Here is a 25,974-nt window from a genome sequence, read left to right on the forward strand (position 1 = left end):
ACCGGTGTATTTGGTTGACCGGCCACCGAACATTCTTTTGTTTACAGCAGCTTGAATCAGGGCCGAGGGCCTTGAACTCAAGCGGCCTTTTCCTGCTTCTCGCGCAGCGCATCGAAGGTGCGCACGGCCTTGGTAGGCACAGCGACGAAGAGGTTGGCGGCCTTGGACATGGTGCCCTTGAGCGCGCCCGCCATCTTGGAAAGCAGGACCTCGCGAGACTCCAGATCCGCGATCTTCTTCACGGCATCGGCATCGACGACGGTTCCATCAATGAAACCACCCTTGACGACCAGTGCCTTGTTCTCCTTGGCGAAATCACGCAGCGTCTTGGCAGCCTCGACGTAATCACCCTTGACGAAGGTGATGGCGCAGGGACCGGCGAGCATCTCATCGAGACCCTCAATGCCAGCCTCCCCGGCTGCAATACGGGCGAGCGTGTTCTTCGCCACTGAGTAGGAAGTATCGCGGCCTAGCTTGCTTCGCAGGTCGGCGACCTGCGGAACACTGAGCCCGCGGTACTCGGTGAGGATCACCGCGTCGGCGTCACGGAACTTGTCCGTCAGCCTGGCGACGACCTCTTCCTTTTCGGGCCTTTTCATGGCGTTCCTTCCTGAGTAGACCATGGCATAGCCCAGCACAAGGAACCAGCAGAAGAAAGGGGAATACCCCACTCACAGGCGGAGCATAAACGAATCGGATAGAACAACCCGATAAACTCAACCTGTGCTGGCTCGGCGCACCGAACTTCGGGGACCTTACGGCCCCGACCAACAGTCTTTGGTGTACGGAGTGAAACTGTACACACCCGGGTGGACCAGGTCAAGTCAAGGGCGAGCAGGCACTGACCGTATGGGCTCCCGCCCCCAGCGGCTCCAGGGGAAGGGAACCCCTCGGGCATACGGTGCGGCCAAGCACCATTCCATCCCCCTCGGCCTTGACCACCGTATCGACCCCATCAACGGTGACGGCGACCTCCTGCCCCGCGCCGACCCCAATCATCGGGGGAAGAACCAGATGGGCACGGCACCCCTGCGGCAGATCGAGTTCCATTCGGATGCCGGAGAGGCTGGTCCGACCACCAGCGGTCCGTACCGGTCCTGAAGTCCGGTAACCCACCGACAGGTCACCCCTGGGCAGGGGCAGGACCACAGCCGCCTGTTCAAGATCACCGGGTTGCGGGATGCAGGCGAGGGAGCGGCACCCAGGCTCCAAGGGACGAATTCCCAATCAGGCCAGAGGGCAGGAGGTAGACAGGCGATGCGGCCCAGGGGTGGGAGTAGGTGGTATTGGGCTTAAGACAGGGATCCCAGGCCTCCATGGTTCCACCACTGCCCTGATCGAGCATGTGATTCCATGTCCGTAAGCCTGTGGTTGCACTGATCAGAGCAGTGGCATCCGCCCCCAGGCCCGACCGGTAAAGGCCATCCAGATAGACGGCCGCCACGTAAACGCTGCACGCCATACCCCGACCGCGCAGGAAGTCCCCCACCCGTTCGATTCTCCCCCTGGGTGGTTCCGCAAAGGCCAGGGCGAAGGCCGAGGCGTGGAGGGAGTGGTGGGCCAGGGGACGTCCGGAGGGTCCGTGATCCAGTCCATCCCAGTAGGCACCGGCAGAGGGGTCATAGAGACGATCGTTGATGGCGGCACGCATCCTGGAGGCCACGCGGGCAAAGAGGACGGCATCACCATGGCGGCCCAGGGCCTTGGCCATATCGGCCATATCGGCGAAGGCACGGGAGGATAGGGCATTGACCACCGTATTGACCCTGCCGAAGAGATACCCGTCACGCTCGCTCTCAGGCCAGTCGACCAGATCCCCGTCCATTTGGCTTGACCGGCCCGGTTCCTTGACCACCAGGCCGCTCTCCCGGTCGAGGTACCTGAAGGGCAGGAGACTACAGAGCCGCCGGTATCGACTGCGCATCTGACCGAGGTCGCCGGTCGACATCCAGGCATCGTGCACGGCCAGGATGGAATACAGGGGCCACTCGGTGGGCCAGGTTCGATTTCCCACCAGATAATCCACCGTGTAGCGGCCGATGGACGGGGCGTCATCCAGGGCCTGATGAGCCCGCTGCTGAATCCAAGCATCTGCCTCATAGGGAGCCCGCTCCCTGGTCCAAGAGTCCACATATATGTTGGCATTGAGTCTCGTGACGGTGTCCCGCCCCAATTTCCAGACCCTGTCAAGGACAGGCCGGGAGGATCGGAAGTCGGCATGGGTGTCAATCGCCGGTGTCAGAAGAGCGGCGGCCTCCACCTGCCCGGCGGCGACGGCCGAGACCAGCTCTTCCCAAGCCTGCCCCGACTCCTCACAGACCAGCTCCGCATACCGGAAGACGCGAATCCCCCAGGTCTCGGCCGCATTCTCCCCCGCCTCCATCCGCCAGCGATCCTCATACACATTGCCTGCGGAGAGCTGGTATCTGACCCGGTCATCGTCCTGAACAACCTCCCCATACCGGATCAGAAGATCCATACCACCCGAAAGGGTCGCCCGCAACCGTATACCCCCCATCACCACGGAGCCGAAATCCAGAAGCACGCTTTTCGGCGTGGTGCGGCGGATATTCTTCGGATGCAGGTAGGAGGTCTGCAAAGAATCAACAGGTGAAGCCAGGCAGTGGTCGAATGGCTCCTTCACCCTGGCGGGCGGCCAGTCCCTGTCGTCGAAGCCGGCCGCCGAAAGACCCCCGGGATAGAACGACAGGTCGATATCCTCGGCAGGAGCCCGGTAGTACCTGGTACCGATGGAGGCGCTGTCCGGGAAGGCGGCACCACCCGGCAGGGCCTTCCAGGAGGCGTCCGTGCCGTAGTGCTCCACCTGTCCGTCTTCGAAACAGACATCGAGCTGGGCGGCGAACCTCTGATCCGACGTTGCATAGGCGATGACGCCGATGAAGTTGTCTCCGCCCGGCTGCAGGATCCCGCCTACGTCATACCCGTCGTAGCGGGCCTCGTCGCCCAGGGGGAAGACCGGTCCACACCCCTGGAAGGCACCGTTCATCCAGAGTCGGTAGACGAATTGCCTGGCCGGCCTGGTCGACGAGGCCGTGGCGTTCAGGGTCGCCCACCGTACCGGTTTGGCAGGCAATGCGACCACGCCACGCAGAAAGGCCCAACCCCAAGCGTTTCCACCTTCGTTCTGGGTCCGGTTCTGGGCCTGGGGGGATTCGTCTCTCTCGGTCCAGATGGCCTGGGCCGACCATCTGGAACCGGGGCCGGTTCCGAGGGTGGCGGCCCTGGACCGAAACACCACCTGCTCCTGGGCATCCAGCAGTTCCACCCTCAGCCAGTACCGCTCCGAGGGTCCCATGGGAACCTCAGGCAGTGCAGCCCCGTTGAGTTCGTCAATCGGACGGATGCCGCTCTCCCAGGTAAAAACGGAATCTCGGGAAAAGCCGTTCCCCATGTCGGGATTCGGCCTGTCGGCCACGATGACCCGTGCCGAGCAAGCGGAATCATCCGCAGCCAACATGGGGTCAAGGCGCCATCTGACCCGGGGAACCTCATAGGGTTCCAAGGCAACCGGGCTCACCCGGTCATTGACAAGAATCCGAATTCGACCGTCAGGTACCGGGGCGGCCCCGCCTCCATGATTCGAATCTGACAGCATGATGCCCCTCTACTGCCGGTAGTCGGACAAGGGAGAGAAGGACGGGGACCCGGAACCCTGCCGGTACATGGACTCGATTACGGGGTCTCGGCTTTCCTTGGCCATCTGCAGGAAGAAGGGCTGCGCCTGCCAACGGGCGGCCGCCCAAATCAGATACCAGATCAGCCCGGTACCCAGGAGGGCAACCAGAATCGGCGACCTGAGCAATCCCCAGACATATCCGGCGAGAGCCAGGATGGAGACCAGCAACATGTAGAAACGCCTGACCGAAAGGAGTAGGGCGTTGACCAGGAGGCGCCGAATTACGGCCTTGGGATACTCCACGACCAGAACCAGGGAGACGAAGGCCGTCTGCACCAGAAGGACCAGGCAGACCACAATCAAAGGCCAGAGCAGCCCTCCCCATGAGACCACCGCGGCAATCTGCAGATCATATACCAGGGCGAAGGCGATGATGCCAAGAGGAAGCCACGCCATCCAGGAACGGACGGCCAGTCGGGCGTACGCCTTGAAGTAATAGGTGAAGAACCCTGATGTAACCGACTGGTCCACGTATGGCCGGGCAATCCAATCGGGCAACTTCCGCCCCTCCTCTTCCATGGTCTCCAGAACATGAAACCGGATGGCCGTGGAGGACGAGGCCAGACCGGGATGATCCCGGAAAACCGCAAAGAGTGCCGCCAGCCCAGGCGCACTCAGGACACAGGCCAGAATGCAGGCAGGGTAATACTCCGGACTCTGCATGAACACCAGGACCAGAACCAGGGGGAGCATGCCGATGAGGGTGCAGAACCCCGAACCCAGTACAACCGCAACGGAATTGGTCACCCCCAGGAGGGCACGCATGGCATGCCCCTTCGAACCTGCGGTCTCACTGTCACGGTTATCACGAACGCTCACGCCATGCCCCAATCTCTGGTCCGCCCTTGCTTGATTCGCTGTCTCCGCGTATGAAGCTCAGCCCTTCATGCCGGAAGTGGCGATACCGGCTATGAACTGTTTCTGTCCAAGGAGGAAGACAATCAGGATGGGCAGGACCGAAATGACCGAACCCGTCATGATCATTGCGAAATCAGCGTTGTACTGGGAAATGAAGAGCTTCAGACCCAGCTGGATCGTATAGAGCTTCTGGGAGCGCAGGTAGATCAGCGGACCCATGTAGTCGTTCCAGGTGTTGGTGAAGGTGATGATGGCCAGGGCCGCCAGGGATGGGCCGGACAGGGGCAGGACGACCCTCCAGTAGATGCCGAACTCACTCAGACCATCCAGTCTGGCCGCTTCGGACAAGTCCTCGGGTATGGTGTCGTAGAACTGTTTCATCATGAAGACACCGAAGGCTCCGAAGGCCTGCAGAAGGATGATGGACCACCTGGTATCGGAGAGGCCGACGGCTGAGACCAGCTTGAACTGCGGAATCATGTAGGCCTGCCAGGGCACCGCCATGGTGGCGATGTAAATCAAGAAAAGAGTGGTGCGCCCTCTGAAGGGAATCTTCGAAAAACCATAGGCCGCGAAGGACCCGGTAAAGACCTGCAGGAGGGTCACAATCACAGCGAAGAAAACGGTGTTGAGCAACCAGGTCGTCATATCCGACTTGGTCCAGATGGTTGCGTAGTTCTCCCAATGCCAGACCGATGGGAACCATTTGATGGGAATGGCATACACCTCGTTGTTGGGCTTCAGTGAGGAAAGCACCATCCAGAAGAAGGGCAGAAGGACGAAGGCCGAGACGACGACCATGGACAGATACCCGATGATGGTCCCGGCGATCTTGGCCGGAGAGGCCTTCTTCCTGTTCCAGGGAATCTCCTCGACGGCAGGCGAGGCAAGGGCCGAAGACACTGTGTTGGTGGACATGGTCTCAGTCCTCCTTCAGGTTGTTGTACCAGAACTGAATCAGTGTGACCACCATGCAGATGGCCAAAAGAACCAGGGAGACGGCCGAGGCGTAACCGAAGTCGCCACGCTCGAAGGCCACACGGTAGATGTACTGGGCCAGCACCAGGGTGCTGGTGCCGGGACCGCCATCGGTCATGACCAGTGTCAGATCGAGAATCTTGAAGGATCCGATGGTCAGGGTGATCATGACGAAGAAGAGCGTGGGGCGCATCATGGGGACGGTCACGTGCCAGAAGCGTTGCCATCCGCTGGTACCGTCAAGCTCGGCCGCCTCATAAAGCTCGGAGGGAATGGTCTGCAACCCAGCCAGAAGCAGGATCATATAATAGCCGACCTCACGCCAGGTGCCCACAATGATGACGGCGGGCATGGCCCAGGCCGTCGAACCCAACCACCCGGGAGGGTTGCTGATGAACAGCCTGAGGAAGGAATTTATGGGGCCGGACTTGGGGTCGAAGAGCATGCCCCATACCTGCGCAGCAGCCACCAGGGAGGTGATGTAAGGGAAGAATGCCACCGTCCTGAAGAAGGCTCGACCACGCAGCTTGGAATTGAGCAGGACAGCCAGGGCGAAGGCCAGAATCAGGGTCAGGGGGATGTGGACTATCGAGTAGTAGAAGGTGTTCCATACCGAGGTCATGAAAATCTTGTCATGGGAGAGCCTGACCCAATTCTTTACCCCGTTGAAGACGGGTTTGCCGAAGGCCGACCACTTGGTGAAGGCTATATAGAAAAGGGTCAATGTGGGCAGGAGGGTCAGGCAGATGAAGCCGATGAAGTTCGGTGAAATGAAAATCAGTCCATTGCGCAGATTCCTTCGTGAAATCGCCTTGGCGTTGAACCTGCCCTGTCTGGATTTTGGGGCTCGCCGCCCATCGCCGGGTCCCTGGGACCCGGTTTTGCGATCCGCAACCGCCTGTCGGCTGCCGATTACTCCGGTTTCTTCCGTCATCTGTCCCTGCTCCTTACTGCCGTCACCGTGTCATGGGTTTGAAAATCACCTGCCACGCTCATTCCATCCGTGCCCTCACCAGGCCAAACCACAAGGCCGATGGCGGGGAGACTCCAGGGCCTGTTGCTTCCCCGGAGCCTCCCCACCACCGCGGGCGCTACTCGTCCAATACGCCCTGATCCTTGACGTTCTGCCTTGCTTCCTTAAGCCCATCGGACGGGGATTTTGCCCCGGTCATAATCGATGAGTGGGTGTCCTTGAGGATGGAGTTGATGGTGTCGGATGCGGCACTTACCGGGACTTCCATCTTCCTGTCGTGCTTGCTCCAGGCATCCTTGGAGGCCTGGTCAGAGGCCATGCCCTCAGGAGAGAAGAAGGTCTCGGTCACCTTGTCGTCGATGTAGGCCGGAGTGGTGGAGATCTTGGCCAACTCGACGGCTCCGCCCTGGCCGACGGCCCACTTGACGAACTCCTTGGCTGCGGCCAGTTTCTGCCCGGAAATCTTGGAGGAGATTGCCAGACTGGTGGGGCTGCCATAGGTAATCGGGGTCGAAGGCAGCTTCTTGTCAGGGTTCTGCGGAGCAGGGGCCATGCCCCAGCTGAACTTATCGGCCTCGCCTGTCTGCTGCTGATTCACCAGGACGGCGGCATACCAGGTGCCCATAGGCATCATGGCAGCCTTCTGAGTACCGAACTGCGGCTGATACTGGACCTTGTTGGTAAAGGAGGTGTTCCAGTCGATCGTGTACTTCTCGTCCTGCCACTCCAAGGCCCTCTTGTAGTAGGGCTCCATGTAGGAGAAATCGCCTTTGAGGAAGGTGTCGTCCGCCGACTTGCCGGACTGGGCCAGAGCGAAGGACTGCACGACGGACTGCCAGTTGTGCATGTACATGGGGTAGACGCTGTTGCCGTCATAGCCCGCCTCCGGGAGCTTCTCCTTGAGTTCCTTGGCGGCCTTGGTGTAATCGTCCCAGGTCCACTTGGCGCTGGGCTCCTCCACCCCGGCCTTGTGGAACATGTCCTTGTTGTAGAAGAGCACCCAGGTATCGCTGCGATACGGCAGGGCAAAGTACTTGCCATCGTGGTCGTACCCGTTCAGGTCGATGTGCTTGTCGCCCTGGAAACCCTTGGCGATGTCGGAGATGTCCGCCAGACCCTGGGAGTCCGCATAGGTGACATACTTGACCATGGTCTTGACGGGGAATACATCGGGCTGGGCGCCCGACGAAATGTCAGCGGTCAGCTGCTTGTCGTAATCGTCTGCGGAATACTGCTTGATGTTGATTGTCACATTGGGATGGGCCTTGTGGAACCCATCGGCCAGTGTCTTGAATTCGGGGGTCATGTCGAGTGACCAACCCGCAAGGGAGATGGTGGTTTTGGCGTTCTCGTCGAAGCCAGCGCCGCTCTTGTCGGAGGCATCCGTGCCGGATCCCCCACCACAACCGGCCAAGAGCATGGCGGCCGCTGATGCTACAGCCAAGGCCTTGCATGCTGAATTGAACTTCATTGTTTTTCCTTTCCTTCGGCTACACCGCCGAGGAATCAGGCGAGCACTGCCCACCGGTTCCTTACTGCTATCAAATGACCGTAAATATAACGGAAAGAACACTCCCCATTGATTTAGCATCACTTCCAACAGTTGTTTTTAAGTATATGGGCGACAAAAGTGCCTCTATTGGTTTGTTGCAGTTTGTTTCAGTTAGTTACCGGGTGTACTCTCACATGTAGGAGAACTCTCCCAGAAGAGGACGGCGTATTGCCGATTCCATAGGGTGGGTATACAGACATGACCAAACACAGCGACGTGCAACAAGACAACCCGGGGAATCAACCAGGCCTGCCTACGCCGCCACCCCAGGGTTGGCTGCCGGCCCAGCGCCGGGACATGATTCTGAACCTCCTCCTCCGCGATGACGTGGTCAGGGTGCCCGACCTTGCCCGGATGATGTCGACTACGGAAATCACCATCCGGCGGGACCTGGATGCACTCAGCAAGGCCGGTCTCATCAGGCGGGTCCGCGGAGGTGCGCTCTCACTCAATTCCACCGAAGCCGCACCAGAGGCCGAGGAAAAACCGATACGGGAAGGACCCGGCGCCTCGGTGGGAGGAGCATCGACCCACTCCATGCTGGAGAGCAATCCTGATAACGATCTGTATAGCGTTGGATCGCTCATGTCGGTCTCTTCCGGAGCCCCCGCCATCGGCTCCGGCCAGACCAGCCGGGGAACCATCGGTGTGGTGCTCCCCGAGCCCAGCTTCTTCTGGCCTGCGGTGACCGAGCACATCAGGCAGATTGCGCGTGACCTGTACAACATGGATATTGTGGCCAGGGAGACCTCCTACGAGGACTACCCGGAAACCGGCATTCTGGACGAACTGTCCAAGACGGATCATCTGCGCGGCATCATCGTGGCGCCCAGCATCAACCCGGCAATCGCCGAGGCCACCTGGCGGTGGCTGGCCGACTCCCCACTCCCCGTCACCGTACTGGAGCGCGAACCCCCACTCTGGAGCGACCACTTCATCGATTCCGTCCATACCAACCATCCCGTAGGTGTGCGCAAGGCGCTGCTCCACTTCAGGGACCACGGTCATACCCGTATAGGGCTGGCTCTGGGGTACACCCCCACCTCCGGTGATATAGAACTGGGCTGGCGCCTGATGATGCAGGACCGGGAAGACACGATGGAAGAGGCCTTCCTCCTGACCGGACGAGAGGCCTATGAAGCGGACGACGTCAATGACATTGCCGACGCCATCATCCGCACAGGGGCCACAGCGGTCCTGGTCCATCCCGATTACCTATCGATTGCCGTGGCCCAGGCGCTGCAACAGCGCGGCAAACATGTGCCCCAGGATGTCTCCCTGATCTCCATCGACGGGTATACCACACCCAGCACCAGGCCCCTGACCGTATTGAGATCATCCGAGTTCGATCTGGCCCAGTCCGCCCTGCGTCTCCTGACCAAGCGGATGGGCGACAGGGCGCGGCAGACCGAGCACGTATACATCGACCCCCGGCTGATAGACCGGGGGTCGGTGACCCGTCCGCATCGGGAATCCTGACTCAAAGGCCCTTGGCTATGTTCAGGACCAGCTTGGCAGCGGTGTCCGCATACTCCGAGATATCGAAATCCCTGAAGACCTCATAGTCGGTATCGGCATTATCGCTCAGTGCACGAATCACCAGTGCCGGCACATGGTTACGGGCAGCCACATGGCAGACAGCGGCCCCCTCCATCTCCACGGCATCGGCTCCGGTCGCCTCCTTGACCTGGGCGATCTTTTCAGCCGAATCAACGAAGTAGTTCCCGGTGGCGATGGTGCCGACCAGGTGCTTGATTCCCATCGTATCGAGTGTCCGCTGTGCCAGATCCAGGAGGTGGGGATCGGAATGGAATTCATCCGTCCCGGGAGCGAACTGGGCCACCATCCGCATATCGGTGTCCAGGTACCGCAGGGTTCCCCCCAGGACCACGTCATTGATGTGCAGGTCCTTGTTGAGGTTGCCGGCAATGCCGGAGAAGATGACGGCATCCGGACGATAGGTGTCCATCAGGTACTGGGTGGTGGCCGCGATGTTGACCGTGCCCATTCCGCCGACGGTCGCCACGACCTGGATGGGGCCCGAGGCACCCTGCAGACTCCCCCTGACCACGTCCAGGCTGGCCTGGGCCGACCGTTCATCATGGATCGGATCCTCCAACCCCTTGGCAATCAGGGCCACCTCTTCATCCATGGCACCAATGATTGCGACCACCTGGTCGCGACCCTGCCGCTGGTTCTCTTCGCTCATCCTGGGTCTCCTCACTGCTACACGACTGTCTCTGCCCGTCCAGCCTACAGCAAGACGGTCCGCAGGGGCCGCCTTGTATGACTTCTCAGCCCTATCGGCTGCGTCGTTCATCCACCGCCCGGGCCAGTCGCCTGAGCAGGGTCTCGGTATCAGGCCAGGAGATGCACCGGTCCGTAACGGACTGCCCATACACCAGCTGGTCCAGTGGAGCCGCAGGCTGGTTGCCTCCCTTGATGAAACTCTCGGCCATCAGCCCGGTGATGCCCTCTTCCCCGGCGGCAATGCGGTCGGTCAGCTCTTCAATCACACCAATCTGACGATGTTCGTCCTTGCCTGAGTTGCCATGCGATGCATCGATAATCAGACCGTGGGTGGCCGCACTGTCGGCAGGCATCTTCCGACGGCTCGCTTCCAGGGCCAGCCGCACCGATTCCTTGTCATAGTTCGGTCCGTGCTTGGACCCTCGCAGGACCAGGTGGCAGTCGGGGTTGCCCAGGGTCTCCACGGCCGCGGCCTGCCCCTCGTGGTCGATGCCGAAGAAGGTGTGCCGCTGGGCCGCTGCATAGCAGGAATCAACGGCAACATCCACGCTGCCGTCGGTGGCGTTCTTGAAACCGATGGGCATGGACATGCCTGAAGCCAGTTGACGGTGCACCTGGCTCTCGGTGTTCCTGGCCCCTATGGCTCCCCAACTCACCGCATCTGCGATGTACTGGGGCGACGTGGGTTCCAGGAACTCCGTAGCTGCGGGCAGACCGGCCCCGAGGACACCCAAGAGCGTCTTCCTGGCCAGGAGTAGTCCCTTCTGAATGTGATGGGACCCGTCCAGATCGGGGTCGTTGATCAGCCCCTTCCAGCCGATGGTGGTCCTGGGCTTCTCGAAGTAGACGCGCATGACGATCAGAAGACGGTCGGAGAGCTCGTTCTTCATGGCCGCCAAGCGCCTGGCATAGTCCAGGGCGGCCTTGGGGTCGTGAATGGAGCAGGGACCGATGATGACCAGGAAACGGTCGTCCTCGCCCTGAAGGCAGGCTCTGATCTCCTGTCTGGAACGGATGACCAGGTTCCTGGCGTCCCGATCCAGGGGGTACCTGGTCAGGACCTCGGCCGGTGAGGGCAATCTGTCCAGCTCAAAGACGCGACGATTGACGATGCGCCCGATGCCGACCTCATCCTCCCACCGGGGCACGGCCCCGGACTTGAGGGGATCCACCCCCTCAGCAATGGCCTTGTGGAGGAGCTCCACCTCGTATGCCTTGCGCGGTTTACGCAGAGGTGGATCCTGCAACCCGTTGAGTGAATCCGCGGGAATTTCCCTTGTTTCCCTGTCCTTACCGCTCACGATGCACGCCACCTTCCCGGGACGAACGGCGGCGGTCGATGGCATCAGCCAGGGTATGCAGAAGCTCCTCGGTCCTGTCCCAGGCGATGCAGGCATCGGTCACGGACTTGCCGAAGACCAGCTGGTTCAATGGGGCGGGATCCTGCCGACCGCCTTCGATGAAACTCTCCATCATGATGCCCAGGATGCCGCGTTCTCCCCCGCCGATGCGGGCAGCCAGATCCTCGACCACTCCGACCTCCCGATCCGGGTCCTTGCCGCAGTTGCCGTGGGCGGCGTCAACCATAAGTCCGGGGCAGGCATCGGGACCTGCCTTGGACTTGGCCAGCTCTTCCAGGGCCTGGCGAATCGAATCCCGATCATAGTTGGGGCCCTTGGAGGACCCCCGCATAATCAGATGGCAGTCCGGGTTCCCCTTGGTCTCAGCCGAAATGACATGCCCGTCCAGGTTGATGGAGAGGAAATGGTGGTCAAAAGCGGCGGCATAGCAAGAGTCCGCGGCCACATCCACATTCCCGTCCGTGGAGTTCTTGAAGCCGATTGGCATGGACATGCCCGAGGCGAGCTCGCGATGGACCTGGCTTTCCGTGTTCCTGGCCCCTATGGCCCCCCAGCTCACCGCATCACAGAGATACTGCGGGGTGATGGGGTCCAGCCACTCGGTGGCCGCGGGAACACCGGCGGACAGTACGTCGGTCAAGACCTTCCGCGCCTGCCAGATACCTTTTCGTATATCGAAGGAGCCATCCAGGTCGGGGTCGTTGATGAGACCCTTCCATCCCACTGTGGTACGCGGCTTCTCGAAGTAGACCCGCATGACGATGACCAGACGGTCATTGAGCTCCCGATTCACTGCCGCCAGACGTCGGGCATACTCCTGGGCCGCCTTGGGGTCATGAATGGAGCAGGGCCCCACAATCACCAGGAGCCGGTCGTCACGGCCATGGAGAACATCCTTGATGGCCTGGCGCGACTCAAGTACCAACCTCGTCTGTTCGGCATTCAGGGGCAGGGATTTGATGAAGTGACGCGGAGCCGGGATGGGATCAAGTTGGCTGATGTTGACATCGACGGTCTCTGGATAGACGGCCTCATCCCCCAGCCTGTGCCTCTCCTTGTCCTGACCGCTACCAGGCCCCTTGATCACTGCCATCGCGTTCTCCTCCCCGACCACATATCGGGCTTCTCTCTATTGGTCACACTGTACCCGGGCAGGTACGAATCCGCCGCCCCCATGTCCCTATGTGGGCAGGAAGGCGGCGGATGCCGTTCTCTATCGGCTCAGGCCAGGGCGCCCATCGGATCCCAGGCCGGCAGCATGAGGGCCGGCTGGTCGAAGGCCTTGCGGTACTCCTCAGGCAGCATGGACTTGGGTACGGCCACCTCGTACACGTACTCGGTGAACCAGTCATCACTCATCGTGAAGTAGCCCTTGTTGGCGATATCGCCACCCCAGGAGTTCTCGACCCTCCACCGGTTGGTGGTGGTGCCGTCGTCGGCCACATCGACACCCACGAAGGCCATGGCGTGGTTCTGGGCGGAATCGCCGAAGCGCACGCGCTCCTCCTTGTCCATGTCGAAGTCCACATCGTAGACCCTGCCGTACTCGAAGAGGTCGGTGGCCCACTGTCCGGCCTTGCGGTCCATCATCGGATGGCAGTCGGCGCCGAACCAGACCGGCAGACCCTGCTCGGCCATGAGCCTGCGAGCGCAGTCCTTCATGAAGTCCATGGGCACGTTCAGGTACTCGGTGGGGTCGCCACCGGCCACGTTGCCCAGATGCTCGATACCGATCTTGGTCCCCTTGGGGTGTTCGCGGCGGGGATCGTCGACCAGGCAGACGTAGTCCTCGAGCCCGGCATCGACGTACTTCTTCCAGAACTCCTGGGGGGTGATCCGTCCATCGCGGTGGAAGACACCGTCCTTGTCGGTCCACTCCCAGTCGAAGCTGGTGGGCGGGGTGCCCAGGTGGATGGTCAGGATGCGGTGCCCGGCCTGGGTGGTCTCGGCGATGATCTGATCAATCTTGGAGGGGTCAGCCACCATATGGGCCACAGCCTGATGGAGAAGACGACGCAGCTGGTGATCCATCTCTCCCGTGTTCTGGGAGGAGGCGGTCTCCGGGTAGAACTGCTTGGGGACGGCACCGTACTTCTTGTAGATGTTCATGGCCATGATCCACTGGCCGCCATCTCCCATGACATCACCCAGGAGGAACTGCATGAGCTGGGAATCGGTCGGCTCCCCGGCACGGACCAGGGCGGCCATGTCGCGGAGGAAGTAGTTGACCCGCTCAAGCTTGTCGTAGTACATGGCGTAGTTCTGCGAGAACTCGAAGTCGCCCATGGGGTTGGCCGGGCTGGAGGCATCGATGTTCAGGGCCTTGCGTGCCACGAACCGGGCCACATTCAGGGAGCTGAAGAGCCAGCAGCGACCGGAGTGGGCCTGGGAGGTCACCTTGCCGTTGTCGACACTGACGGAGAAGCGGTGCTGGACCAGACGGGACCGGTCATAGTTGTGGGCCACCTGGTCGATGCCGGCCTGGGTGACGGCGTTCATGGCGATACGGTTGGCCTCGCGCTGGTCGAAGGCGGTGCCCAGGTCGTTCAACTGCGACTGATCAAGGGGTGTCAATGCTGATGTCATACGGGGTATCCCTGATTCCTTTCATCGATATGTACGTTCACCATTTTCCAGCATAGTGGGAAGCCTGCATGACAGGACCGGTCAGCCCAGGCCGAAATCCGGTCCACCTCCTGATTCGGCCCGGACTCAGGCAGGAACGACCGGGGATCATGCCATAGAGAAGCGTTGTGCCGCACTGACCAGGGCCAGGAGAACGAGGAGAATCAGTCCAAGGGCCAGCCAGCCCTTATAGGATCCCTTCGCTGCGCGGTGGGTCCTGACATATTCGACCAGGGGGCGCCTCCAGATGAGGAGGACGACCAGACCGGCAACCAGACCGAATATTGCGATAATCCGGTTGACCATATCCCCCGTTGGTGTCGAGAGAGCCTGGGTCAGCCACATCACTCCGTCCGCCAGAATCAGGTTATTGGCAACGTGGAGAATGATGGACCAGGTCAGGGAGTACTCCATGGCCACATAGCCCAGGAGGAGTCCCAGGAGGAAGGTGAAGACACCCTGGGTCAGGTCGCCATGCATACAGGCGAAGATGAAAGCTGAGGTGATGATGGCAAAGGTTCGCCCATAGGGCTTAAGCCTGGCCATGACCACGCCGCGAAGGAGAAGCTCTTCGACGATCGGAACCAGTATGGCCGTGTCGAGCGGGGCCCAGATGCCGAACTGGGTGGCCTCTATCTGGGCTGTGGTGGATCTGTAGACCAACCCCAGTGCATGCGAACCCCGGTCGACCAGACCGGTCAGTCCGGTCTCCAGGCTCCCGAAGAAGATCATCAGGATGAAGGCACCCACCAGGAAGAGGACCCCCGGCGCCTTGGATGAATGGTAGCCAACGCCATCCTCCCGCCTGCCGGTCACCTCGTCGAACCTGGTGGCAAGGAGGAAGAGGAACAGAAGCACTTCACTGATTGCATCATTGAGCCCGGGAACACCGGCAGTCCCCAGGAATCGCGAAACCTGCGGAAGGTTCAGAACGAAGATGATCAGGTTGGCCAGAATCAGATAGACCAGGGCATAGAACCCCTGCTCGTTGACGGCTCTCCTGACCCGGGTGGCCCAGGAACCGGAACCGACCTGACCTCCTGACCGGTCCGACGTTTCCGGCCGGGACTCCGCTCCCGACCGATACCGTCTCCTCGAATGCAGATACGCACCCGATTGAGACCCGCCACCCGACTCGGACCATCCATCAGAATGGACCGACTCCTTCCCGGATGAATCGTCCTGCACTGATTCCCTGCTCATTTCGCCCCACCTCTCTTGCCTGTAGTACCACTGACTCTATGCCTGGAACAGGGTGAGGGACCGCAGCGAAACCCGGACCCGGCAAAAGAAAACCGGCCCGGCAGGAATCCCTCCTGCCGGGCCGGTCGAAAAGCCGTATCCCCAGTTCCTTACCGGTCAACCCCGGAAGATGGACCTGCTTGCGAAATCGGGGGAATCACGGTTGTTTCCTGGTCATCGATACTCGGGGACGAGGCCGTTACAGACGGCAAGCCATCAGTCACCCCGTCGCCTTCAAGGACGGCGTCGGAGTCGCCCTCGTGTCCGCTTTCGACAGTCGTTGCCCCATCCGTCACCTGGGACGGAATTGGCTCTTCGGCTGAATCGTCGACGGACTGGACCTCCGGCTTCGTCTCGGGGGTGACGGTAGCCGACTCATTGCCTCCCATCAGTTCCGTTACAGACTGGGCGACAGGGGTGACCGGATCCATCACCGGCGGTTCAACCGTCTCCACCGGCACCGCGTTGACCACGGGCACACTTGGAGCCGGGGTGTCATCCCGGTCCCGGATGGCATCTTCATCGTGGAATCCGTCGAACTGGCCGAAGGACTTGGCAAAGATGGACCGTAGCTCATCGACACGGGCCGTAATGGCGGCTTCACGATGCTGGAGCTTGGTTATCTGCTCCTTAAGGCCGTCCAGCTCGGACTGCGCCGCCTCACGGCGCTTCTCCACCTCGGCCCGGGCCCGCTCCTTGCCTTCTTCCAAAATCTCGGCGGCCTTCCGCTCGGACTCCTCCCGCTTGAAGGAGGCGAAGGAGTCGGCATCCTTCCGGGCGGCCTTGGCCTGTTCTATCAGTTCCTGGGATTCCCTCTCGGTCTGCTCGCGCCGGTCTTCCAGGCTCTTCAACAAGGCACTCACCTTGGCTGTGGCCTCATCCTGCTGGTTGGAGATATCGGCACGAATCTGCTCGGCCTCTGACTGGACCTTCGCCATGGTCTGAGCGCTGGTCACGTTGGCCTCATCGACGATTCGCTGGGCTTCCGCCTTGGCCTTGTCGGTAATCTCCCCGGCCTGGCGACGGGCACCATTCAGGGTCTGGGAGACCTGCTCACGCACATCGGCCAATTTCTTGTTGGCCTCGGCCAGGGCCTGTTGAATCTGGTCGTTGGCTTCGGCCTTGAGCTTGGCCATCTCCTGGTCGTTCTTCCGGCGCTTGTCGGCAATCTCCTCGGTTGCCGCAGCCTTCGCATCGGCCAGCTCACGCTCATGGGCGGCCTTCTCCGTCGCAAGGCGCTTCTCATGCTCCTCGCGCGAGTTCTGCAGCTCCAGGTCCAGAGCCTGCCTGCGCTCCGCGATCACCCTGGCAGAGGAGGACTTGTCCTGCTCCGTCTGCTGCTTGGCCGTGGTAGCCACGGTCCGTGCCTCGTCATTGGCGGCTTCGATGATGGCCTTGGCCTTGGCTTCGGCATCATCCACAATGTGCTGGGCGTCGATTTTGGCCTCATTGACCAGTGTCGTGGCCTTCTCCTGGGCAGAGGTCCTGGTGGAAGCAGCATCCTGCTTGGCCCGGTTCAGCAGCTCGGTGCTGGTCTGTTCGGCCGAGGCCAGGAGCTGCTGGGCATTGGCTCCCAGGGAGGCGAAGGAGTTTCCCGCAGGGACTGCGGCCTTGCGGGCCTTGACCTCCTGAAGCTCGGCCTCAAGCTTCAGTATGCGGTCATCATCAGCTTTGATTTGCTGACGGAGGCGGCCAAGGTTCTCTCGCGAGACCGCCAGGGCCTGGTCGACCCGTTCCTTGTCATACCCGCGCAGAACCACCGGAAACTGATCTTCGGCCATGGATTCACTCCTCTTTGCCACCAAAACGTACCTGCACCCGCCCAGGCTGAAGCCAAGGGCGGACCCTTTTGACTTTACTCTGTTCCGGCCGCATTCCGTGCATGGTCGGCGCCGCATTCACTGCAGGCTTGGCTCTTTCGCCAAGGACATCGATCCTGTGGTCAGGCGATAAGGATGGGACTGGACGAGGGCTGGCGATAGTACCGCACGGTCTCCCTCACCACCTCCTGGACGGCCCGGATCTGCTGTTCGATGGGCAGACCCAGCCCCTGGCGGTCGTTTTCATTGGCCAGGGGCAGGCTGACGAACCCGGCCAGCACTTCCGGATGCTTGGTGGCCCACCCCAGCAGGTTGTAGAAAAGGGCGTTGCAGACGTAGGTGCCGGCGTCCGAGCTCAGCGTGGCGGGAATCCCGCAGTGGCCGAATTCCTGAAGGATGGCACGGAGGGGAAGCCGGGTCCAATAGGCGGCAGGCCCATCCGGATCGACGGGCTCGGTAAGCCCATGTCCGCTTCCCTCCTGGCGGGCACGGTCATCGCCAACCGCCTTGACGTTGACCGCACACCTCTCCATGGATATGCCACGGGCGTGACGTTTCAGTCCGGTGGAGATGACCAGGTCGGGCTCCACCCGCTCAATGGCCTGGTGGAGTATGGGCCATGCCTTGGCAAAGCTGACGGGCAGGGTGACGGCTGTGATGTCCAGATCCACTCCCAGAAGGGGATCCTCCAGCCGGGTGCCGCCTCGGTTCAGCCCACCCACGCCACGGTCCGCCAGGGCCTGGGGAACCAGATAGGAGGGGTTGACGTCAACCCCCTGATAACGGTCGTATCCGGTGACGATGACCTTGATCTGCTCCATGCCATCCATGGTACACAGGTCAGGTAGGGTTGGTCTCCCCTCACTTCCCTTGGAAGGAGCGTGCCATCCACTCGGCGATGGGGATATCCGAGGCAAGGGTGATCTTGAGGTTGGTCTCACTGCCGGCCACGATGGCCACCGGCACGTCAGGCAGGTAGTCCACCACCACGCGGGTGTCATCGGTCGGATGGAACTCAGGATCGCTGGCAGCCTTGGCATAGGCGAGGCGGAGGGTATCGAAACGGAAGGCCTGTGGGGTCTGTGCGCGGAACATATCAGCCCGGTCCGGCACGTCACGGACCACCTTGCGGTCACCCAGGTCGTGAGCATAGAGGATCGTATCGGTCGAGGGGACTGCAACCGTCACGGCCTTGAAACCGTCCAGGGCCTCGATGCACCCCGTAATGGACTCCTGGCTGACGAAGGGACGGACCGCATCGTGAATCAGCACCTTGGCATCGCTCGGTATACCGGCCTCGGCCAGGGTTTGCAGGGCGGCCTCTGTGCTGTCAGCGCGCTCCGCACCCCCCGTGATGACCATCCGGACCTTGGGGTAGGCATTTTCGGCCACAATCGCTTCAATCGGCGAGCGCACCTTGTCATTGACAACCAGCAGGATATCGGTGACGCCCGGATTGGCCTCAAAGGCCTCGATGGACCAGGCCACTATCGGCTTGCCGCCCACCTTGAACAGCTGCTTGGGATTGTCCGTATCGAATCGGACGCCCAGACCCGCGGCCAAAATCACTGCCACGACCGGTGCGGAGGACCGGGGGGCATCCGCACGCACTCCATCCTCAGGTTCTCTTATCTCGCTCATAGTCACACGCTATCGGCCCTTGTGGATGAAATCAGCGGGGATAGAATTTCTGCACTGAACTTATGCACGCTCAGCCTTCGCGCATGATCAAGGCCAGCATTCGGCCCTCGTCCCCGGTACCTGCCAGGACGGATCGGCGGTGCGAGAACCAGAGTGGATTCTCGACGGTGCAGAGCCAATGCCCCGCCTGGTCGACACGGATGTCGCGGGCCTGTTTGGCCCCATCGTCCATCTTGTGGATGGCTTCCAATTCCTGGTCGTCCTTCAGATAGTGTGTGGCGGCGGCCACACGCGGACCGGAATCGACCACCACGGAAACACCGGCCTCCTGAAGATCCATCCGGGCCGCCATGGCGATATCGATGGATGCCCCTCCGAACCGGCTCACCCCTGCCGTACCCGGGAAGCGCTGATCGAAGGAGTGGGCAAGTTCCTCGTCGACCTGATAGCAATCCGGGCAGATGCAGGGACCCAGGGTGGCCACGATCCTGTTCCGGACCGCCCCCTTGGACACCATGCCATCCACCACCGAGGCGATGACCCCGGCCATCAGCCCCTTCCTTCCACAATGGGCTGCGCCGATGACGCCTGCCTCCGGGTCGGCGAGAAGGACGGGCAGGCAGTCGGCTGCGAACACACCCAGTGCCTGGTCGGTACGGGTTGTCACCTGGGCATCGCCAGGAGAGGCTTCCATGCCGGCATCGAGGGGGTTCGGTCCATCCGCATCCACGACCTGGGCCGAATGGACCTGGGAGACCAGGCGAAGCGGCTTCCCCAGCTCCCGGACCAGGCCACGGCGGTTCGCTTCCACCGCAGCGGGATCGTCATTGCCCTTGGACCCCAGGTTGAGCGATGCATAGCCGCCTCGCGAGACTCCACCCAGACGGGTGGTGTACACCACCTTGACACCCGGTGCCAGGTTGACGGGGATGGTGACGGGGATGGGTGCCCCGTCCACATCATGGGTGGCAATGGCTGAGCTGTCCACCACCTCGTGGGTATCGGACCACTGATCGGCCGTTTCGAACCCGGGTTCCACCGCCCCTTTGGTCATACTGGATTCACTCCTTTTATCGTCATCCAAACCGTTTGGAGGTTTGGAAACCAACACCGGATTTGAAGACCGGACTACCCCAGAACCGCCAGCTCCTCTGGGCTCAGCTCAAGCCGGGCCGCCGTCAGGGAATCCACGATGGTGGACGCCCTATGGGCCCCCGGAATGACGAACACATGCTCGCTCTTCGCCAGTTCCCAGGCGAGGACCACTGACTGGTAGGACACACCCCGGTCCTCGGCCACCTTGCGGAAGAGATCGTATTTTGTTTCATCCTTGGCCTTGCGGAAGCCACCCAGGGGGCTCCAGCAGACGAAGGCCAGCCCCAGGTCAGAGACGTACTCCAGCTCATCCCTGCTGGAGGTGAACGTGGGAGAGAACTGGTTCTGGACGGCAACCAGATCTCCACCCATCACTTCCCTGGCCATATCAATCTGCTCACGGTTGGCGTTGGAGACGCCCAGTGTCCGGGCCACACCCTCCTGAACCAGGGATTCCATGGCCTCCAGGGATTCGCGGTAGGGCACCTGGGGATCGGGACGGTGGAAGTAAAGAAGGTCGATGGTGTCGACACCCAGCGCCTGGGCCGATTCCTTGGCATGCCTGATCAGGCTCTCGGGGCGGCCATCGACGGCCCAAGTGGGCTTACCATCGGTGAAGTTACGGTAGTGCCCCACCTTGGTTGCCACCAGGACCTCCTCACGGGGTCCCTTCCAGGATTCCAGAGCTGCACGGACAAGCCGCTCGTTGGTTTGCTCCGGGCCGCCCGACTCATAGTAGGCCCAGGCCGTATCCAGCTGTCGGCACCCTGCGTCAAGAGCGGTATGGATGGTCTCGATTCCGGTCTGCTCATCGGGCTTCCCCTCTATGGAAAGACCCATGCAGCCCAGACCGACCGACGTGGTCGTAAAAGGCCCCAGTACTCTCATCGATGATGCCATCATCCACTCCTCGGTATTGCTTGAATATGATGTTCCGTTTTCCTGTCCAGACGATTCTAACGCCCCGACCATGGAAAAGGGCCCCGCCCGGAGGCGGGACCCTAAGGCGATTAGCCCTCGGAAGGGCTCAGCGACCTGTAGTCGCCTGTATCAGTCCTCGCTGTCGAAGGGATCGAAGTCCCTGCGAACCCGACGGCGGGGACGCTCGGAGCGCTCTTCGCGGTCGGCACGGTACTCGTCGTAATGCTCATCGGCGGCATAGCGGGGGTTCTCCCTGCGGCCACGGTATCCACCACGACCCGAGGAACGGTGCTCACGACGACCGGAGCGCTCACCGCCACGGTCTCCGCGATCTCCACGGTCGGAACGCTCACGGCGATCGGAGTGGCGGCGTCCGGAACGCTCACCACGCTCCTCCTCGTCATCACGCCCGGTGCGGCGGCGACGGTCATAACGGGAGGCACCATCCTCGTCCTCCGACCAGTCGTCACCCTCGAATCCACTGTCACGGCGGGGACGGCGGCGACGGGGGGCTTCCCCGCGGTCGTCCTCGTCGAAGTAACGGTCCTCACGCTCGGGCCTGGAGGCCCTGCGCGACGGGTACCGGTCGTCATCTTCGCGCTCGGGGCGCTCGACGTGGTCATGATGATCGCGACGTTCGCGACGCTCACCGCGGTCGGAACGCTCACGGCGCTCTCCCCTGTCGGAGCGGCCTCCACGATCGCGACGGTCTCCACGGCCACCGCGGTCCCGACCCGCACCGGACTCCTGGTCCTCAAATCCTGGAACGGCCAAAGAGATCTTGCCGCGGTCGTCCACTCCCTGGACGATGACCTCGACGGTATCGCCCTCCTTGAGCACGTCCTCTACGGCATCGATGCGCTCACCATTGGCCAGGTTGCGAATCTGCGAGATATGCAGAAGGCCGTCCGTGCCCGGGGTCAGATTGACAAAGGCGCCAAAGCTGGTCGTCTTCACGACCTTGCCGTTGAAGGTCTCGCCCGCCTCGGGAACGTGCGGGTTGGCGATCTGGTCGATGACCTCCTTGGCCTTGGCCGCTGCCTCGCCACCCTCGGAGGCGATGTAGACCGTACCGTCGTCCTCGATGGAGACATCGGCACCGGTATCCTCCTGGATCTGGTTGATCATCTTGCCCTTGGGCCCGATGACCTCACCGATCTTGTCAACAGGAACCTTGGTGGTGATGATCCGCGGTGCGTAGGGGCTCATCTCAGCCGGACCGTCGATGCACTCGTCAATCACGTCCAGGATGGTGGCGCGGGCCTCCTTGGCCTGCTGCAGGGCGGCGGCCAGGATATCGGCAGGAATACCGTCCAGCTTGGTGTCGAGCTGGAGGGAGGTGATGAACTCGGAGGTGCCAGCAACCTTGAAGTCCATGTCGCCGAAGGCATCCTCGGCGCCCAGGATATCGGTCAGGGTCTTGTAGGTGGGCCTGCCGTCCACCTCACCGGTGACCAGACCCATGGCGATGCCTGCGACCGGGGCCTTCAGGGGCACGCCGGCGGCCAGCATGGACATGGTGGAGGCGCAGACCGAACCCATGGATGTCGATCCGTTGGAACCGAGGGCCTCGGAGACCTGACGGATGGCATAGGGGAAGTCATCACGGCTGGGCAGGACCGGGATCAAGGCACGCTCGGCCAGGTTGCCGTGGCCCACCTCGCGACGCTTGGGGGAACCCACACGGCCGGTCTCACCGGTCGAATAGGGCGGCATCTCGTAATTGTGCATGTAGCGCTTGGTGGAGGGACCCGACAGGGCGTCGATGGTCTGCTCCATCTTGAGCATGTTCAGGGTGGTGACACCCAGGATCTGGGTTTCACCGCGCTGGAACAGGGCCGAACCGTGCACCCGGGGCACCACGTCCACCTCGGCGGACAGGGTACGGATATCGCGCAGGCCGCGGCCGTCGATGCGGTAATCCTGGGTCAGGATACGACGACGGACGATCTGGCGCTGGAGCTCCTTGAAGGCGTTGCCCAGCTCCTTCTCCTTCTCGGCCTCATCCATCTCGACGAACTCATTGGCCAGGACCTCGCGGACCTTCTCCTTGATTTCATGGATGCGGTCCTGACGGGGCAGCTTCTCCGCGATGGAGAGGGCCTCATCCAGGTCAGCGTGGGCAATCTGATCGATACGGGTGTAGAGCTCTTCGGTGTACTCGGGGAAGAGCTGGAACTCCTTGGTGGGCTTGGCCGCCTTGGCCTTGAGCTCACCCTGCGCCTCGCACAGGACCTTGATGAAGGGCTTGGCGGCTTCCAGTCCCTGGGCCACGACCTCCTCATCAGGCTTGATCTGACCCTCGTCATAGATAAGGGTCCAGGCGTTCTTGCCGGCACCAGCCTCGATCATGGCGATGGCGACATCGCCGTCCTCAACCACACGACCGGCCACAACCAGCTCGAAGACCGCGCGCTCACGCTCGCTCCAGCGGGGGAAGGCCACCCACTGGCCGTCGATGAGGGCCAGACGCAGACCCGAGACCGGCCCCTCGAAGGGCAGTCCGGAAATCAGGGTCGAGGCGGATGCGGCGTTCAAAGCCAGCACATCGTATGAATCCTCGGGGTTGAGGGCCAGGATGGTCTCAACAACCTGGACCTCGTTACGCAGAGTATGCGGGAAGAGGGGGCGCAGGGGACGGTCGATCAACCGGCAGGCCAGGATGGCCTCAGTCGAGGGACGACCTTCACGACGGAAGAAGGAGCCGGGAATCTTGCCCGCGGCGTACATCTTCTCTTCCACATCGACGGTGAGCGGGAAGAAGTCGTAGTTCTCCTTGGGGCTGGATCCGGCGGTGGTGGTCGACAGGACCATCGAATCGTCATCGAGGTAGGCGGCAACTGCCCCATCCGCCTGCTGGGCGAGACGACCCGTCTCGAAGCGCACCGTGCGCCTGCCATATGAACCATTGTCAATCGTGGCTTCTACAGCCGTGATTTCGGGACCCTCCATAGGGTTCCTCCTTTGTTTACTTCCTATTACCTGATTATCAACTGACTTCATCATTCTCGTGCATGCCGTACGCGATATACCTGATCGCGCTGACCGGGACTCCCCTGCCGGACCCTGTCCAGCACTGTTTCATCCTGTGGGGCTCCCGATTGGACTCAGCCCGTTACCCGGGTCACGATCCCATCCTGGGACCGTTTCATCCACATCTCGGTTTTCAATCCTCATTTCCAACATGCAAAAGCGCCCGAGCACCAAGGCCCGGGCGGAAGTGTATTTCAGTGGCGCAGTCCAAGACGCTCCACCAGGGAGCGATAGCGGTTGATATCAACCTTCTTGAGGTAGTCCAGCAACCGGCGACGCTGACCAACCATGAGCAGGAGGCCACGACGCGAATGGTGGTCGTGCTTGTGCTCCTTGAGATGCTCGGTCAGGTCGGCAATGCGCTTGCTCAGCAAGGCCACCTGAACCTCGGGAGAACCCGTGTCGCCCTCGTGCGTCGCATATTCCTTGACGATTGCCTGCTTCTGCTCAGTCGTAAGAGCCACGGCTCCTCCTCTGTTTCTTCCGTTACGCGGTGCACCGGCCCTATGCCGAAGCGCTCTGAATCCGCGGGCGAAACACGCCAAAGAGCAATTATACACACTTCGCCGACCTCATGAGGAGCAGCACTCGGCACCGATGTACGGCAGACGCAACCGAAGCAGCCTCAGACCGCGGTGATGATACCCCCGAAGAGAACGACGGCTATGGCGACCAGTTCAATGATGAAGAACATGGACAGGGCCGACCAGCTATGGGTCAGGGCGTTCCAAGGAGAGTCCTTCTTGACACAGACCAGGATGGCGACGAAGAGGATGGCGAAGACGGCCACACCAAGACCGGCCGCGATGATGCCGAGATTGGCCGCGTTGGCCAGGACGGCCTGGTGCTGGTAGATGACGAAGGTACCGTACCAGAAGTTCATCTTCAGGAGGCAGAGTCCGGCGATGAGCTGTTCGGCGGCCAGCCCCAGCACAAAGACCACCCGCCAGAACCAGGATTGCGATTCGATGATCGACATGCCGATCCCCATGAAGGCCAGGACCGTGACCATCCAGGCAATCAGGGCTATGCCGCGCGGATCCATGACCGAGGCATAGTGCAGGACCCCCTGCGTGTGGTTGATTGCCAGCGAGCGCCCGTATCCATAGGGCAGGATGATTGCCAGGAGTATGGCCAGCGCGAAAATGACCCAGCGTATGGGCCGCGCCTTTTTCCGCTCGATGTCCGCCAGGGAGTACTCCGACTCGGCGATGGTGGCCTCGGGGTGGGCCGAAGCCGGATTACTGGACTCGGGACCATCCAGGTGAGCCAAGCGACGCTGTTCGGCGGTCGGAATGGTGGTCGAAGACGCGGAAGAAACCGAAGATCGGTCCGCCTTCCCCGAGGTTGTCTCAACATCTCGCCGATTGTGCTCCGTCATGTCCACCCGTATCCCAAAGCCCGCTCATTTACAGATTCACTGTCACACAGCTTATACCGACCTGCGCAATCGAGTACAGCGGGTGGCGCCGGACCCAGCCGCGACCGGGGATACGGGCCGAACCAGAAGCAGGATCAAGACACTCTCACCCGCCGCAGCTTCGCCCCGCTGAACACGGCAAGGTCCTCCCCTGTCCGGCCATGTGGTATGCTCTGTAACGAGCCGACGGCTTTGCGGGCGTAGCTCAATGGTAGAGCCTCAGTCTTCCAAACTGATTACGCGGGTTCGATTCCCGTCGCCCGCTCCACTTGGACCCACCTTTTGATTCAACCTGTGGGTATTGGGAATTGTCTCTCGTGATTCTGCAACCTGCATACCCCTGGGTTCCCTATATCAGGTAAGCCTGAAGCAACATGACTCCTTTGCACCAATGGCATCGGCGGCTACTCACTGAGGGATATCGCTGACATCTATCGAGAGAAACCATATTCCGGCCAAACTACGCACCTGAATGCAACCGCTGCCTGCAAAAAGTCGTATCCGTGGA

Annotated in this window: 21 protein-coding genes and 1 tRNA gene; 2 read left to right on the plus strand and 20 right to left on the minus strand. The window is 61.4% G+C overall.

The features are described from left to right. Positions 1-77 precede the first annotated feature (77 nt). From rplJ to BINDI_RS05875, 7 genes are all read right to left on the minus strand, one after another. Positions 78-599, minus strand: a complete 522-nt coding sequence (gene rplJ, locus BINDI_RS05850) for a 50S ribosomal protein L10 (protein ID WP_033490702.1) — start codon at positions 597-599, stop codon at positions 78-80. Positions 600-819: 220 nt separating this feature from the next. Beyond that, positions 820-1,227 (minus strand): alpha-L-rhamnosidase C-terminal domain-containing protein, encoded by a 408-nt coding sequence (locus BINDI_RS07790; protein WP_437123899.1) that lies wholly within the window; start codon positions 1,225-1,227, stop codon positions 820-822. Further along, complete coding sequence (locus BINDI_RS05855) at positions 1,166-3,616, minus strand: family 78 glycoside hydrolase catalytic domain (RefSeq protein ID WP_052357162.1); 2,451 nt, start codon at positions 3,614-3,616, stop codon at positions 1,166-1,168. The genes BINDI_RS07790 and BINDI_RS05855 overlap by 62 nt, the downstream gene beginning before the upstream one ends. A 9-nt stretch (positions 3,617-3,625) precedes the next feature. Continuing rightward, positions 3,626-4,516, minus strand: coding sequence for a YesL family protein (locus BINDI_RS05860; RefSeq protein WP_148301992.1), 891 nt, complete (start codon positions 4,514-4,516; stop codon positions 3,626-3,628). A gap of 57 nt (positions 4,517-4,573) precedes the next feature. Then, on the minus strand, positions 4,574-5,473 hold the full coding sequence (locus BINDI_RS05865) for a carbohydrate ABC transporter permease (RefSeq protein WP_033490705.1): 900 nt from the start codon (positions 5,471-5,473) through the stop codon (positions 4,574-4,576). A 4-nt stretch (positions 5,474-5,477) separates the two neighbouring features. After that, entirely contained in the window at positions 5,478-6,467 is a 990-nt protein-coding gene (locus BINDI_RS05870; protein WP_033490706.1) for a carbohydrate ABC transporter permease, read from the minus strand. 157 nt (positions 6,468-6,624) lie between these two features. Next, positions 6,625-7,977 (minus strand): ABC transporter substrate-binding protein, encoded by a 1,353-nt coding sequence (locus tag BINDI_RS05875; protein WP_033490707.1) that lies wholly within the window; start codon positions 7,975-7,977, stop codon positions 6,625-6,627. 279 nt (positions 7,978-8,256) lie between these two features. Between BINDI_RS05875 and BINDI_RS05880 the strand changes: the two genes are divergently transcribed. Beyond that, positions 8,257-9,537: a substrate-binding domain-containing protein gene (locus tag BINDI_RS05880; protein ID WP_081830824.1), complete on the plus strand. Its 1,281-nt coding sequence runs from the start codon at positions 8,257-8,259 to the stop codon at positions 9,535-9,537. A 1-nt stretch (position 9,538) separates the two neighbouring features. Here BINDI_RS05880 and mtnN read toward each other — a convergent pair whose 3' ends face one another. The 13 genes from mtnN to BINDI_RS05945 all read right to left on the minus strand — a co-directional run bounded on the left by mtnN (position 9,539) and on the right by BINDI_RS05945 (position 25,427). Continuing rightward, positions 9,539-10,267, minus strand: coding sequence for a 5'-methylthioadenosine/S-adenosylhomocysteine nucleosidase (mtnN, locus tag BINDI_RS05885; protein ID WP_052108861.1), 729 nt, complete (start codon positions 10,265-10,267; stop codon positions 9,539-9,541). Between the two features lie 91 nt (positions 10,268-10,358). Next, positions 10,359-11,555, minus strand: coding sequence for a 3-deoxy-7-phosphoheptulonate synthase (locus BINDI_RS05890; protein ID WP_052108977.1), 1,197 nt, complete (start codon positions 11,553-11,555; stop codon positions 10,359-10,361). Between the two features lie 43 nt (positions 11,556-11,598). Beyond that, positions 11,599-12,762, minus strand: a complete 1,164-nt coding sequence (locus BINDI_RS05895; protein ID WP_033490710.1) for a 3-deoxy-7-phosphoheptulonate synthase — start codon at positions 12,760-12,762, stop codon at positions 11,599-11,601. Positions 12,763-12,890: 128 nt separating this feature from the next. Continuing rightward, the gene (locus BINDI_RS05900; RefSeq protein ID WP_033490711.1) at positions 12,891-14,255 is read right to left on the minus strand and encodes a C1 family peptidase; all 1,365 of its coding nucleotides are present in this window, start codon (positions 14,253-14,255) and stop codon (positions 12,891-12,893) included. 147 nt (positions 14,256-14,402) lie between these two features. Continuing rightward, positions 14,403-15,497: a CPBP family intramembrane glutamic endopeptidase gene (locus BINDI_RS07195; RefSeq protein ID WP_081830826.1), complete on the minus strand. Its 1,095-nt coding sequence runs from the start codon at positions 15,495-15,497 to the stop codon at positions 14,403-14,405. Between the two features lie 149 nt (positions 15,498-15,646). Further along, positions 15,647-17,317: a coiled-coil domain-containing protein gene (locus tag BINDI_RS05910; protein ID WP_193345718.1), complete on the minus strand. Its 1,671-nt coding sequence runs from the start codon at positions 17,315-17,317 to the stop codon at positions 15,647-15,649. A gap of 161 nt (positions 17,318-17,478) precedes the next feature. Then, on the minus strand, positions 17,479-18,177 hold the full coding sequence (locus BINDI_RS05915) for a pyroglutamyl-peptidase I (RefSeq protein WP_033491008.1): 699 nt from the start codon (positions 18,175-18,177) through the stop codon (positions 17,479-17,481). A 40-nt stretch (positions 18,178-18,217) separates the two neighbouring features. Next, positions 18,218-18,997, minus strand: a complete 780-nt coding sequence (locus BINDI_RS05920) for an IspD/TarI family cytidylyltransferase (RefSeq protein WP_051875724.1) — start codon at positions 18,995-18,997, stop codon at positions 18,218-18,220. A 70-nt stretch (positions 18,998-19,067) separates the two neighbouring features. After that, positions 19,068-20,051 (minus strand): purine nucleoside phosphorylase YfiH/LACC1 family protein, encoded by a 984-nt coding sequence (locus BINDI_RS05925; protein ID WP_052108864.1) that lies wholly within the window; start codon positions 20,049-20,051, stop codon positions 19,068-19,070. Between the two features lie 74 nt (positions 20,052-20,125). Further along, positions 20,126-20,992, minus strand: a complete 867-nt coding sequence (locus tag BINDI_RS05930) for an aldo/keto reductase (protein WP_081830882.1) — start codon at positions 20,990-20,992, stop codon at positions 20,126-20,128. A 150-nt stretch (positions 20,993-21,142) separates the two neighbouring features. Then, positions 21,143-23,965 carry a polyribonucleotide nucleotidyltransferase gene (locus BINDI_RS05935; RefSeq protein ID WP_033490712.1) on the minus strand — a complete coding sequence of 941 codons (2,823 nt, stop codon included), beginning with the start codon at positions 23,963-23,965 and terminating at the stop codon, positions 21,143-21,145. Between the two features lie 275 nt (positions 23,966-24,240). Beyond that, the gene (gene rpsO, locus BINDI_RS05940; protein ID WP_033490713.1) at positions 24,241-24,510 is read right to left on the minus strand and encodes a 30S ribosomal protein S15; all 270 of its coding nucleotides are present in this window, start codon (positions 24,508-24,510) and stop codon (positions 24,241-24,243) included. A 161-nt stretch (positions 24,511-24,671) separates the two neighbouring features. Next, the gene (locus tag BINDI_RS05945) at positions 24,672-25,427 is read right to left on the minus strand and encodes a hypothetical protein (protein WP_193345719.1); all 756 of its coding nucleotides are present in this window, start codon (positions 25,425-25,427) and stop codon (positions 24,672-24,674) included. A gap of 233 nt (positions 25,428-25,660) precedes the next feature. Here BINDI_RS05945 and BINDI_RS05950 point away from each other — a divergent pair. Continuing rightward, positions 25,661-25,734: transfer RNA gene (locus tag BINDI_RS05950), tRNA-Gly, on the plus strand. Positions 25,735-25,974 lie beyond the last annotated feature (240 nt).

The sequence above is a fragment of the Bifidobacterium [indicum] DSM 20214 = LMG 11587 genome (genome assembly GCF_000706765.1).
Lineage (GTDB): Bacteria > Actinomycetota > Actinomycetes > Actinomycetales > Bifidobacteriaceae > Bombiscardovia > Bombiscardovia coryneformis.

Coding starts and splice junctions, on each gene's coding strand:
- BINDI_RS05870 (WP_033490706.1), bottom strand. CDS start 6,467: ATGACGGAAGAAACCGGAGTAATCGGCAGCCGACAGGCGGTTGCGGAT.
- BINDI_RS05895 (WP_033490710.1), bottom strand. CDS start 12,762: ATGGCAGTGATCAAGGGGCCTGGTAGCGGTCAGGACAAGGAGAGGCAC.
- BINDI_RS05910 (WP_193345718.1), bottom strand. CDS start 17,317: ATGGCCGAAGATCAGTTTCCGGTGGTTCTGCGCGGGTATGACAAGGAA.
- BINDI_RS05945 (WP_193345719.1), bottom strand. CDS start 25,427: ATGACGGAGCACAATCGGCGAGATGTTGAGACAACCTCGGGGAAGGCG.
- rplJ (WP_033490702.1), bottom strand. CDS start 599: ATGAAAAGGCCCGAAAAGGAAGAGGTCGTCGCCAGGCTGACGGACAAG.
- BINDI_RS05900 (WP_033490711.1), bottom strand. CDS start 14,255: ATGACATCAGCATTGACACCCCTTGATCAGTCGCAGTTGAACGACCTG.
- BINDI_RS05875 (WP_033490707.1), bottom strand. CDS start 7,977: ATGAAGTTCAATTCAGCATGCAAGGCCTTGGCTGTAGCATCAGCGGCC.
- BINDI_RS05880 (WP_081830824.1), top strand. CDS start 8,257: ATGACCAAACACAGCGACGTGCAACAAGACAACCCGGGGAATCAACCA.
- BINDI_RS07195 (WP_081830826.1), bottom strand. CDS start 15,497: ATGAGCAGGGAATCAGTGCAGGACGATTCATCCGGGAAGGAGTCGGTC.
- BINDI_RS05865 (WP_033490705.1), bottom strand. CDS start 5,473: ATGTCCACCAACACAGTGTCTTCGGCCCTTGCCTCGCCTGCCGTCGAG.
- BINDI_RS05930 (WP_081830882.1), bottom strand. CDS start 20,992: ATGGCATCATCGATGAGAGTACTGGGGCCTTTTACGACCACGTCGGTC.
- BINDI_RS05920 (WP_051875724.1), bottom strand. CDS start 18,997: ATGAGCGAGATAAGAGAACCTGAGGATGGAGTGCGTGCGGATGCCCCC.
- BINDI_RS05935 (WP_033490712.1), bottom strand. CDS start 23,965: ATGGAGGGTCCCGAAATCACGGCTGTAGAAGCCACGATTGACAATGGT.
- BINDI_RS05855 (WP_052357162.1), bottom strand. CDS start 3,616: ATGCTGTCAGATTCGAATCATGGAGGCGGGGCCGCCCCGGTACCTGAC.
- BINDI_RS05925 (WP_052108864.1), bottom strand. CDS start 20,051: ATGACCAAAGGGGCGGTGGAACCCGGGTTCGAAACGGCCGATCAGTGG.
- BINDI_RS05915 (WP_033491008.1), bottom strand. CDS start 18,177: ATGGAGCAGATCAAGGTCATCGTCACCGGATACGACCGTTATCAGGGG.
- mtnN (WP_052108861.1), bottom strand. CDS start 10,267: ATGAGCGAAGAGAACCAGCGGCAGGGTCGCGACCAGGTGGTCGCAATC.